Consider the following 12,320-nt stretch of genomic DNA (forward strand, 5'->3'; position numbering starts at 1 on the left):
TCTCTTTTTTGTTTGGTCACTTCAAAGAAAGTGTTTTTCGGCGAGCATTAGATGCTCTTATTATTTTTTATTAGCTATTTTTAAACAGGCTCTAAATTTCTATAGCAAATTCTGATTAAAAAAATTTCAAAACGAATGAGTAACTTAAGAGACAGGTATAGGATACTTTCAAATATGGATGCTTGTTTGAATGTTTTAAAAATAGAGTGATGATGTAAGTTACTTATAATCACTTGCTTAGATTTACAAAAAACCGTAGTTTAGCTCCAATCACGAATTCTTCTGTTTTGTAACTTGTTTCTCTCAATTGAGTAGATATATAAGGATATACCTGAAACACCATTCGGTTTAATTTCTTTTCAAGTCCAGCCGAAAACTCAATATTATTTAAAACACCTGTTGAAACTTTTTCGCTAACATCCCCTTGTCCAAATTTCCTACTATCTTCTTTATAATCAAAATTGATGATCTGACACCCATACAAATTGAGGTCTGTTGTGGTTGAAAACAATAGTGTGAAATCATTCCGGAGAGGATAGTGATACGTAATACCAATCGGAATTTGTAATAAATAATGTTGAAAATCAATATTCAATATATCATTATTAAGCGGAACAAATGGAGCATACAATTGTCTGAAATCCTGCTTGTTATCGAATTCAAATTGTTCTGCCGTAAAGTAACTCCTACCGCTTATATTTAACACTTTTAGGCCTGCATTAACACTCCAACGCTTGTTCAATAACACTTCACCCAAAAGACCGCCGCCTATTTCTTCACTACCTGAATTAAGGCTTATCCCAACCCTATATTTCAGGTTATCCAGGGAAATGGAAGGAAAACTTATTCCTTTGCGTTTCTTTGGAACTAAATGGTTTTCAGCAAATGGTGAATTGTACTTTATTTTAGGTTGTTGCTTACTCCATAAATATAAGTGCGGACTTAGTGGAATACTGTTTATGGCATGAATATTTAGCGGTATATTTTCACTCATTACAATTGGTTCAGTTTGAGTTAAACTATCCATTTTAGCAGTAACAGTGATTTTGTTTATTGCATCATTTATTACCTCTTCTTTTAGCGGTTCAGTTATACTATTTTTTTCAACGTTTCCTGATTCAATGATTTTATTTTCAACTTTTCCTGTTTGAGCAATATTTTCATGCAGTTGTTTGAGTTGTTTTTCATCGCTAAGCATTGCTGGGCTATCTTTTATCTCTTTATTCTGCTTATTTATATTTTCTGATTTTTGCGTTACTACATGTATATCTTCAGATACCTGTTCAACTACGGGTAAGTTAATTGGCTGATTTATAGAAATATATTTTGTCAGAAAAACAGTATCGGTTTGGTAAACTACCTTTTCTTTAGTAGGTTCCTGACTGTTAATTTTTTCCAGTAAAATTTTATTGGTATCAAGTAGAGATGTGTATGCATAGTTTTGCTTAAGGTTAAATAATAATGAGGTGATAAGCACTATAGTGCCTGCAGAATACAAAAATAAACGACTATATTGTCCCCAGAATGAAGTTTTAGGAGCATTAAGCGCCATAAAAGATTGCATTTCTGCCCAATCGTTCTCCTCAAATGTTGGTTCGATACTCTCAAGTTTCTGCCTGATGGCCTCGTTATATTTATCAATATCCATTTTGTCGGGCTTTTAAGGTTTCATGATGGTAGTTTTCGTATAAATGTGGAAATTCCTGTTGTACTAAAATTTGTAATTTCATTCTGGCTTTCATAAAATTTGAACGAGAGGTACCTTCACTAATATCCAGTATTTCTCCAATTTCTCTATGATTGTATCCATCCACCACATGCATCACAAATACAGTTCGATAGGCTGGTGTAAGCTTTTGCACTAGCGTGAGTATTTCATCGGCCGAAATTTTATTAATAATATCTTCGTCATAAATAGGCTCTTCAATACTCTCAATTGTTAATTCCTGATTATATTTTTTGTTGTCTCTATAATAATTAATCGCCGTATTAACCATGATTGTCCTTAACCAGGCCTTAAACGGGTATTTTGGCTGATAGCTTCCCAGGTTATTAAATACTTTCAGAAAGCCTTCATTCAAAATCTCCTTCGCCTCTTCCTGATTGGATGAATAGCGCAGACATACACTTTTCGAAAATCCAAAATACTGTTTATACAATAAGCTTTGGGCATGCGGATTGCGTTCGAGACAAGCTTTAATCACACTTTCAAGCTTATCTTCTGAAAAGGGTATTCTGAGGTTAAAAAACAATTTTCTGTTCATTTAGTGTATGTATGTATTTACACAATCTGATGATAAACCGTTGCCTGGGGGAAAAAATAAATTCAAAAGGTGGAGATGGCACCCTAATCTCTGCCTTTTCAAACCTTATTTTTATTATTTGCCAGGTTTGTAAAAATATATAATCAGCCGCTCAGGCAACGCTTACTTTCTCTCGGGTGTAATGACAGATAAAGAACCAATGCATGAATGAAGTATATAATCCTGTTATTTATTATTACACTAGGCGCACATGCCCAAACCACAAAGACTTTAAGTGGGAAGGTAATGGATGCTGCCACAAAAGAGCCAATCCCTTTTGCGAATATCCAGATTAAAGGCACAAAAATCGGAGCGCAAGCCAATTTTGATGGTTTCTTCTCTTTAAAAACCACGCAAGCGTCAGACTCCATGATTGTTTCAATGGTGGGCTATCTGCCTCAAAGTCAGTTTATCGGTTCACAATCCTCTCAGAATTTCATCTTTCTGCTCACCAGTGCATCTGTAAAATTAAATGAGGTAATAGTAACTGCTTATGCCGACCCCGGAAAGGCACTCTGGAAAAAAGTGGTTGCAAGAAAGCCTTACAATAACTTCGATAAATTTAACAATTATCAATACGAAATCTATACCAAATCTGAGATTGATTTGAAAAATGTGAAGACTCATAAACTGAGAAAAGGCACGATGAAAGAACTGGTATATTCAACCTATCAGAATCTTGACTCAACTAATAGAAGCATTATGCCGGTCTATTTCTACGAAACCCTTTCAACATTTTATCATTCAAAGAAACCGCCGGTTCAGATTCAGAATATAACAGCCCGAAAAACAATCGGTCTTGAAACGGATAAATTGATCAGGCAGTTCGAAAAATACAATGAGAAAATCAATATTTATGACAACTGGAATATCCTATACAGCAACAATTTTGTAAGTCCGATTTCGGATGTGGGTGCCCATTATTACAAATACGAGGTCATAGACACCACTATGACAGGCCCATCTCATCGCTACTTCAGGATGAAGTTTACACCCAAACGTAAAAATGAAAATACTTTTGTGGGCGAAATGTGGATTGAGGATGATTCTTATGCCGTACAGAAGTTTGATATGACGATCAGCAAAGACGTGAATATGAACCTTATCAAAAGTGTACATTTTATTCAGGATTTCATAACTGTATCAGCCGATACAACGATAGCCTGGATGCCTAAGAAAATGAAGTCTGAGGTGGATATTGAATCAGGCCCTGAATTAATTGGCTTACCTTTTACCTCCAGGAATAAACAAAGAGAAAATCTGATTTTTCTCAATACTACCACCTATGATAAGGTGAAGATTAATGAAGAGCTAAGAGATACAGTACTTTTTAAATCAAGGTACTCAAAGGCCGACTCTGCTTATCTGAATAAAACCGAACAGTTCTGGCAAAATGCCCGCCTGGATAGTTTGAATAAACACGAAATGGCCATTTATCAGGCCGTAAATTCGCTGAAAGAAAATAAAAGATTTAATCAGAGGGTCAGGCTTATCACTTTTTTAGCCAGTGGTTATTGGGATTTTTCCCATAAAACCTTGCGCATAGGGCCTTATTCATCCTTTATCAGTCGTAATCTTACCGAAGGCTGGAGAACAAGATTTGGAATTTGGACACTGGAAGACTTCAACAAAAAAATAAACCTTAATGGTTATATAGCCTATGGCTTTGGAGACAAAAGGCTGAAAGGAGGCGCAGGTATTAAATACCTGCATTCGATTTCACCCTGGGTAAAAACCGAGTTTTATGCCCATAAAGATTATGATATGGTGACAGTTAACGACGACGAACTTGATAAAGACAATATGTTCAATTTTGCCTTTCGTAAACCTATCCCATCGTATCAGGTTTTTGTTGAAGAACTCAAACTATTGCATCAGCGGCAATTGACCGAAAACTGGACAATGAAAGCGGCGGTGGCCTATAAATCATTTGACCCTGTTTTTGCCTTTGTCTACCAAAAAAAAGATAGAGACGAAAATCCTCAACTCATAGATAAGCTTCATCAACTCTATACCACCGAAGCCAGTATTGATTTCAGATATGCACACAATGAACGCACAACCATCCTCAATTTTGATAAAATTCATTTAAGCACCCCTTTCCCGGTTTTGCATTTCAGGTATACGCTTGGTTTTAAAACAACTGCCAAAACATTTTTCAATTATCACAAGGCAGATATCGGTATTATGCAGACTTTCAAATTACCTCCCAAAGGGAATCTGTATTATAATTTCAGCATAGGCAAAACCTTTGGTACGCTTCCCTATATTTTATTGCATGTACCCCGGGGAAACGAATCTTATTTTTTAAGCAGTTATGCATTCAATACAATGAACCCCTATGAATTTGCTGATGACAAGTATGTAAGTTTACTAACCCGTTATTCGCTGGGAGGATTGATTTTTGATAAAATACCGCTACTCAATAAACTTGACTGGCGAGAGAGAATCACTGCCAATATGTATTGGGGAGATATGTCGGCGGCTAATAAAACTTATAATATCCTGAATCAGATAAGAACCGGTACCAGACGTGTGCCATTTGTAGAGGCTGGCGTTGGCATCGAAAATATCTTTCATGTGTTTACAGTGGATGCCGTCTGGCGGCTCACGCATAATGATAACCCGGCCATTTCCAGATTCGGCATATTTACGGGCTTAAAACTGAAATTTTAAATTAAAATTTTATCAAAGAGGCAACGGTTTTACTAACCATTGGTGTAAAGTTAAATAGTAAGGAAAATTAATCTAAACCAGTAAAATGATGCAATCAAAAAAGCGAATGGGCATGCTGTTAGTCGGGTTGTGTATGGTTACAAGTATTTATGCACAAGACACCAACGAGACTAAAACTTTGTTCGGCAAAAAAGAATGGAATCCCCTTAAGAAAGTCAACTATTTGGGCCTGTATGTAGCCCCTGAACTACATTATGGACGTCTGGCGGGTGGTTTCACACCTATGGGTGGTATTTCTACCATGTTGCAGATTAATAAGAAATGGGGTATCGGCGGTGTGGTTTATACGACCTTTGGAGGTTATACGCCTACACAATTGAGTTCAACAAAAGCCTATAATTTTGATGCAGGGTTTGGCGGACTAAAGTTGGAATATACCGTTAAACCCAATTCAATGATTCATGTTTCTTTTCCGTTAATTATTGGTGCGGGCATGGCCAGAATTAATTCAGCAGGAAGAAAAAGAGGTAAATGGGATTTATTTGGCGAAAAAGGCATGAAAGGAGAAGGGGTGCACAGTGACTGGGACAGAGGAGGCAGAAGAGATGGCATGAGCGATAATCTGTTTTTTATGATTCAACCGGGTATCAATCTGGAAATGAATGTACTTAAGTATGCAAAAGTGTTTCTCGGAGCCAGTTATCGTATAACAGCCGGAAAAAGCAAAGCCACCTCCACCAATCCGCTTTTGATTCCTACCAGTAGCCAGATAAGTGGTTTTTATATGAATGCAGGAATAAAAGTCGGTCTTTTTGATTATAATATCGGCAAGAAAAAAGCAGTAAAAGAGAATTAACCCTGACCAATTGCAATACTTCTGAATGTGAGGTTGTCATGAAAATAAATATGTTTTTTTAGACATCGTACCTTCATACGGATTTTCTGACACCTCCATCAGAGTAACACTTTCTAAGAATTTCAGAACGGATTTTGGGCTGAGTCGTCAGGAGATTAATGATGTGCCTGAACATCGTGAAGATATTTTTCATACAAATTTCCCGGCAACAAAAGCTCCTGATAGATATGCCTGACTTAGTTTTTTATCTGATTTTATATGACAACTTTATAAAAGATAATGCACATGAAAACTCTATTTTATACCAGCCTTTTGCTTGTAAATATTTACGCTATTCATTCAAAGCCCGATGATTTACAAGCCAATAAAATTATTGGAATCTGGCTTTCGGCAGACAAGGACTTAAAAGTAGAAATCTTCAAGAGAAATGCTCATTATTTTGGCAAAGTTGTCTGGTTTTGGTGCGATTCTAAAACACCTGATATGAATTCTTTTAAAGATACTGAAAATCCTGACACCAGATTACGAGACAGAAAATGGCTTGGCATGGAGGTAGTAGAGAGCCTTACGTATAAACAGTATGGTGAATGGAACAATGGAACAATCTACGACCCCAATACAGGTAGAAAATATAGCTCGGTTGTAAGATTAAAAACCCGCGATACACTTATTGTGAGGGGTTATTGGGGTATTGAGTTACTCGGTAAAAACCTGGAGTTTCATCGGGTAAACTGATGCATAATATAGACCTGAATGATATTACTAAACCAGAATAAAGAATGGAAGACACTATCAAAAAACTGAATCACTGTTTTGAAGAGATGGGCATTTTACCCACAGCTTTGACAGATTCGGCGCACCTAACTAAAGACCTTGGATTAGATTCGTTGGACGTGACAGATTTAATGCTGAGAATCGAATCTGTTTTTGCTATACAAATCTCTGATACAGAACTGAGCGAATTTCAAACCATTAAAGATATAAAGACCTATCTTAATCAAAGAGTATTTGCTCACGCATAATACAACCTAAACCCGATATTTTCTAAACCCGGATTTTCATGAAAATCCTATTGAAATTCTATTTCAATGGCTGGAATTGTATTTCCTGAATGAATCACAACAGAAGATTATAACTGTTCGAAAAGTTCTGATACAGGTTTCTGTATTCATTTAGGTAATCAGAAAGGTATTTTGGTGCTTACCATCTACCTTTTTATCACACCTTTTTTCGAATAATTTATAAAACCTAAATGAGTAGAAACATGAATGCTTTAATTAATTATTTTTCAACTGCCCCCGATTGGCACAGGGTGCTGATACTGACAAGCAGTATTTTTCTATTCTGGAATATCGAAAACTTTTCAGGCTTTACCCTCAATTACCGAAAGTGGAAACATGCACTGACCAATGCCTTTTTTGCGCTCCCTGCCATTCCGGTTCAATTATTACTGGGTTTTATTTTATTGAAAGCAATAGATTTTGATAAGGAAAATCATTTTGGTTTGATGAACTGGCTACCCACAATCAATAATCAGTTCTATGTCTTTCTGATTACATTTGTAGTATTGGATTTCTGTGAATACGCCTATCATGTTTTGATGCACCATGTAAAAACGCTCTGGAAGTTTCATCTGGTTCATCATAGTGACAGCGTAGTTGATGTTTCAACAACCCTGCGGGAGCATCCGGGTGAGACATTTATCCGCTTGTCTTTTTTAGTAATCTGGGTATTTCTGACAGGTACTTTATTCTGGGTCTTAATTTTTCGCCAATTTATTCAGATTGTCTCCAATGTATTTGCGCATTCAAACTTTCGTTTGCCCGGGAAAATCGACAAAATAGCCGGATGGGTTTTTATCACTCCTAACCTGCATCATGTGCATCATCATTACCAATTGCCTTATACAGACAGTAATTACGGAGACGTACTCAGTATCTGGGATAGACTCTTTGGTACATTCAGAGAATTAGATGCAAAGGAGACCGTTTTTGGCGTAGATACACACATGGCTGTAGAGGAAAACTCCGATATTAAAAACCTGATTTTAATGCCTTTCGGAAAATATAGAGGTGAAGAAAAATCTAAAAACTTTCTATCTAAAGTACCCGGATTGATTTCCTCTAAGTTATTAATAAATCGCTTATTTAATTATAAAAAGTGAGTTATGAATAAGAATTTATTGTTTATGTACATACTAGTTTTTACTACATCAGCTTTATTTTCACAAGAAACCCCATGGAAATTTGTAAAAGAGACCAATGGGATAAAAGTATATTTCAGAAGTATTGAAAATAGCCACTTAAATGAAGTAAGAATCCAGACTACTTTCACCTGTAATTTGAGTGATATTGTAGAAGCCTTAAAAGATGCAAAAGCTTATACACAATGGGTCTATAGGGCTGCTCACTCTTATACAATAAAAGAATTCAGCGATTTTGAAATGGAATATTATAATAAAATTGATTTCCCTTTTCCACTAGACGATAGGGATATAGTTATTCATAGCATTATTCAGCAGAATCCACAGACTAAAGTAGTTACATCTATCTCGTATGCCAAACCTTTGGTCTTGCCGGAGAATAAAAATATGGTGCGAATTAAAAATTTCAACTCGAAATGGACCTTTACTCCTAAAAAAAATATCATTTATGGAGAATATATTTTCAGCTCAGACCCGGGAGGAAATATCACGGCATGGCTTGTTAATCTGAGTCTCGACGAAGGCCCCATAAAAACTATAAGGGGTTTTAAAAAACAGCTTTTATTGGATAAATATAGAAATGCCAACAGTTTGAATATTGTGAATTAATAAGCGAGTGATTTTTATCACTATTTTGAGAGCAGAGGATAGAATTTACATTGACCAACATACAAGCAGATTTTATCTGATATCTTTTCAATAAAGTTTTTAGGATATTTTTCTAAAGCAGCATTTCCAAAAAATTTCTACATAATTGAGCGCTGGTTCTGTTGCAGTACTTTATCAAAGCTCATTATGAAATTCACTTACTATCTATCTTTTTCTTTATTCCTTTCATTTAGCGCGTTTGCCCAGTCTAAAACAGTGCTGAAAATTGTGTTATTGTACTGTCAATGTTTTTGACCGGAGAAATCTTAATCTCACAACAATAAGGCTCCTGGTCTTTTTTGTAATTTATGCGTGTTACTTTTATTATTTCTAATGGTTGTAGTTTTCCATTGATTAGATGGACTTATTTTTTACTTGTTCTGATGCCCTATAAAAAATGGGTTTATTGCCGACTGCTTCTTCTGGCAGAGAACCCGTCATATAAAAAATCATTACTTACCCAGATTATTTCCTTTTGCAGATCTGTAATCACAAAAGCGAATCCAAGTAAAAGTAGCTTACCATAATCTAAATCCATCTCCAATTGATGATGCTCAATCAATTTTAAGTTGCGTAACATCATTTTCAATCAAAATATGTAAAAACAGCAATGAGTTGGCAATATCCCACCAGAAAAGAAATTTACACTTTGATGTCTTTGAAATAGCTCTTTATAAACTTAACATCGCTTCATTGTTTTAAAAAGCCTGTATATCTTTTTTGGATAAAATCAAAAAGGATTCAATAATCAATTTATAATTACACCGATTCCGCAACGGTACTTCTTACGGCTTCCGCTGCTATAAGTTTATGAGATAGTTCCTGCTGTTTCTGACCGGAAACAATATGGACATTCCAGAGCTGTGTATTACAGTTTGAAGGAGACAGTTGGGATTCTTCTAAAACTATAACGAGGATATCATCAGGTATTTCCTCTGGCAGCAATGCCTGTCACTCACAACATCATAAAACAGTATATTATCCATACTATATAATTAATTCGCTGAAATCATCTGCTTGAATTCAGTGGGGCTGCTGCCTACATGCTGTTTAAAAAATATGGTGAAATGCTGGGGGTATCTGAACCCCATATCATATGAAATCTCACTAAATGACTGGTCCCAGTCATATATTTTCTCTTTGGCTACTTCTATAATTTTGATCTGTATGTATTCCAGTGCAGATTTACCGGTTTCTTTTTTAATAAGGTCTCCAAAGTAATTAGGTGACAGATGAAGCTGGTCTGCAAAATAGGCGACAGAAGGCAGTCCAATTTCACGGGATCTGCCAGATCTGAAATATTCATTAAGCAGTTCTTCAAAATTTGCAAGAATACCCCGGTTGACATTTTCCCTTGTGATGAACTGGCGATCATAGAAACGGATGCAATAATTCAGAAAAAGTTCGATATTAGAAACAATGATTTCCCTGCTATGCTTATCGATGCATTGTTGAAGTTCATACTTGATTTTGGAGAAGCAGTCAAGCACAAGTTTCCGCTCTTTGACAGACAGATGAAGTGCTTCATTGGAATGGTAACTAAAGAAATGATATCGATCCATTTTTTTTGCAAGTGAAGTACCCAATATCATGTCAGGATGAAACACCAAGCCATGACCCTTGGGCTGATAATAGCTACCATCATTATCCACGTTAACGACTTGTCCGGGTGCAAAGAAAACCAGCGTACGATCCTGATAATCGTAAAGTTCACGCCCATATTTGAGATCTCCGCAATCCACCTCCTTTAAAAAGATAGCATATATGCCAAAATTCATCCAGCTTCCCGCCCTGGGATTGGCTTTAGAAAAATCCAGTATGCTTACCATGGGGTGCAGGGTCTCATGATTATTGAAATCATTATATTCATGTACCGTGTTAAAGTTGAATGTCTTTTCCATGCTGCTGTATATTATTTAGTACAAATTTAGTAATTCTGCTACAGGCTGTATGTACTGCAAATCATTATCAGTTAAATTGGTAAGTAATACCGTAATCCGTATAATACCAAAACAAAAACTTACAATGAAATTTGTATTATTAATTAACCGAAAGACTATCGGTCAGTATAAACAATAAAAAGTACAATTATGAAATACATTAAGATTGGGAAACTCGAAGTCTCCCGTTTAGGATTGGGGGCTATGTCGATGTCAGGCTTTTACGATATAGGTGCTGGAAGTGACGAAGAATCTATCCGTACTATTCATCGGGCATTAGAACTGGGTATAACTCACATTGATACAGCTGAAATCTATGGTCCGTACATCAATGAAGAACTAGTTGGAAAAGCAATCAAGGGCCGAAGGGATCAAGTAGTACTTGCAACCAAATTTGGTTTCATATCTCATGCGGGCGGCGGTATAGGTATAATAGATAGCAAACCTGCCAATATACGTACAGCAGTAGAGGGCTCCTTAAAAAGGTTGGGAACAGATTACATCGATCTTTATTATCAGCACAGGGTGGATCCCAATACACCGATTGAAGATACGGTGGGCACATTGGCCGACCTTGTAAAAGAAGGTAAAATAAAACATATAGGGCTTTCAGAAGCAGGTGTTGATACTATCCGCCGTGCACATGCGGTGCATACAATCACAGCACTTCAGACAGAATATTCTTTATGGACCCGTGATCCCGAAACAGAACTGATTCCTTTGCTACGCGAATTAGGTATAGGCTTTGTTCCTTACTCTCCACTTGGACATGGTTTCCTGACAGGCCAGATTACTTCCCCTGATCAAATCGCAGACAATGACTGGCGTAAGACCAATCCGCGTTTCATAGGTGAAAATTTTAAACGTAACCTGCGTATCGTAGCAGAAGTAAAGGCTGTTGCTGATGAGTTTGGAGCAACTACCGCACAGATAGCACTCGCCTGGCTATTGGCGCAGGGAAATGATATTGCTCCCATACCAGGCACCAGAAGGGTTGAACGTGTGGAAGAGAATACAGCAGCCGATAGTATTGATTTAAGTGCTTCTCAATTGGAACGGTTAAATAACCTGACTCCAGCATCTGGTGAAAGGCACAATGAGGTAAGCATGGCCACAATTGACCGTTAGTTTTTGCTAAAAGTCTATGTCACGTCTCAATGTTAAGATGGGGCGTGACATAATACCACAAACAATCATACATCAGATTAGAGTGGAGTTCCAAACATCTACTTCAACAGCTAAAATTGAAAAAAAATGAAAAGTCTCAAGAAAAAATCAGCAGGTATATGAATCATGTTATTAGGCACATTGTTCATAAAATTGTATCTTGCCAGAGGTTATGTCAATTGACGAGGTATTAATTAAGATGCATATCAATCAGTTAATTTGATTCGTAAATTAACTGATTGATGTACATTATATCTCTATTTTATTAGATAAGACCTATTTCTCAATTCATTGACTGCCTTATATCAAAGTGAAAATTCAAAAATTCACAGTAAGGTTTACCCCGTATTGTGGCAATGATTTTAGCTCGCCATCTCCCAAGTTCTGATAAACTGGGAGCCTGTAAGAGAAACCTACATTATATCTGCGGTGTAATAGACAAGACTTAATCTGACAGAAGGGCACTAAAATTAACTGTCAGATAGCATATTAATATAGTTCCAGTTAAACTCTGGATTAGATGACTG

At 36.4% G+C, this 12,320-nt stretch carries 11 protein-coding genes; 7 read left to right on the forward strand and 4 right to left on the reverse strand.

From position 1 onward, the window contains the following. Nucleotides 1-229: 229 nt before the first annotated feature. Together C0V77_RS22480 and C0V77_RS22485 are read right to left on the reverse strand one after the other, a co-directional pair. On the reverse strand, nucleotides 230-1,648 hold the full coding sequence (locus C0V77_RS22480; protein ID WP_101728646.1) for a hypothetical protein: 1,419 nt from the start codon (nucleotides 1,646-1,648) through the stop codon (nucleotides 230-232). Beyond that, nucleotides 1,638-2,264, reverse strand: coding sequence for an RNA polymerase sigma factor (locus C0V77_RS22485; RefSeq protein WP_101728647.1), 627 nt, complete (start codon nucleotides 2,262-2,264; stop codon nucleotides 1,638-1,640). Before C0V77_RS22485 ends, C0V77_RS22480 begins: the two co-directional genes overlap by 11 nt. Nucleotides 2,265-2,471: 207 nt before the next feature. On the opposite strand from C0V77_RS22485, the gene C0V77_RS22490 reads away from it, so the two are divergent. The 6 genes from C0V77_RS22490 to C0V77_RS22515 all read left to right on the forward strand — a co-directional run bounded on the left by C0V77_RS22490 (nucleotide 2,472) and on the right by C0V77_RS22515 (nucleotide 8,647). Next, nucleotides 2,472-4,979: a DUF5686 and carboxypeptidase-like regulatory domain-containing protein gene (locus C0V77_RS22490; protein WP_101728648.1), complete on the forward strand. Its 2,508-nt coding sequence runs from the start codon at nucleotides 2,472-2,474 to the stop codon at nucleotides 4,977-4,979. A gap of 85 nt (nucleotides 4,980-5,064) precedes the next feature. Beyond that, entirely contained in the window at nucleotides 5,065-5,835 is a 771-nt protein-coding gene (locus C0V77_RS22495) for a hypothetical protein (RefSeq protein WP_143706166.1), read from the forward strand. A gap of 285 nt (nucleotides 5,836-6,120) precedes the next feature. Beyond that, nucleotides 6,121-6,570, forward strand: a complete 450-nt coding sequence (locus tag C0V77_RS22500; protein WP_158237999.1) for a DUF2147 domain-containing protein — start codon at nucleotides 6,121-6,123, stop codon at nucleotides 6,568-6,570. A gap of 44 nt (nucleotides 6,571-6,614) precedes the next feature. Further along, nucleotides 6,615-6,857: an acyl carrier protein gene (locus C0V77_RS22505; RefSeq protein WP_101728651.1), complete on the forward strand. Its 243-nt coding sequence runs from the start codon at nucleotides 6,615-6,617 to the stop codon at nucleotides 6,855-6,857. Nucleotides 6,858-7,099: 242 nt separating this feature from the next. After that, nucleotides 7,100-7,999, forward strand: a complete 900-nt coding sequence (locus tag C0V77_RS22510) for a sterol desaturase family protein (RefSeq protein WP_158238000.1) — start codon at nucleotides 7,100-7,102, stop codon at nucleotides 7,997-7,999. A gap of 3 nt (nucleotides 8,000-8,002) precedes the next feature. Beyond that, nucleotides 8,003-8,647 carry an START domain-containing protein gene (locus C0V77_RS22515; RefSeq protein ID WP_101728653.1) on the forward strand — a complete coding sequence of 215 codons (645 nt, stop codon included), beginning with the start codon at nucleotides 8,003-8,005 and terminating at the stop codon, nucleotides 8,645-8,647. 798 nt (nucleotides 8,648-9,445) lie between these two features. Here the strand turns inward: C0V77_RS22515 and C0V77_RS23625 are convergent. Together C0V77_RS23625 and C0V77_RS22525 are read right to left on the reverse strand one after the other, a co-directional pair. Beyond that, entirely contained in the window at nucleotides 9,446-9,631 is a 186-nt protein-coding gene (locus C0V77_RS23625; RefSeq protein ID WP_143706167.1) for a nitroreductase family protein, read from the reverse strand. 50 nt (nucleotides 9,632-9,681) lie between these two features. Further along, nucleotides 9,682-10,587, reverse strand: coding sequence for an AraC family transcriptional regulator (locus C0V77_RS22525; RefSeq protein WP_101728655.1), 906 nt, complete (start codon nucleotides 10,585-10,587; stop codon nucleotides 9,682-9,684). 189 nt (nucleotides 10,588-10,776) lie between these two features. On the opposite strand from C0V77_RS22525, the gene C0V77_RS22530 reads away from it, so the two are divergent. Then, a complete protein-coding gene (locus C0V77_RS22530; protein ID WP_101728656.1) occupies nucleotides 10,777-11,754 on the forward strand; it encodes an aldo/keto reductase in 978 nt (325 codons plus the stop codon). The last annotated feature ends 566 nt before the right edge of the window (nucleotides 11,755-12,320 follow it).

It is taken from the genome of Emticicia sp. TH156 (genome assembly GCF_002855535.1).
GTDB lineage: Bacteria > Bacteroidota > Bacteroidia > Cytophagales > Spirosomataceae > Emticicia > Emticicia fluvialis.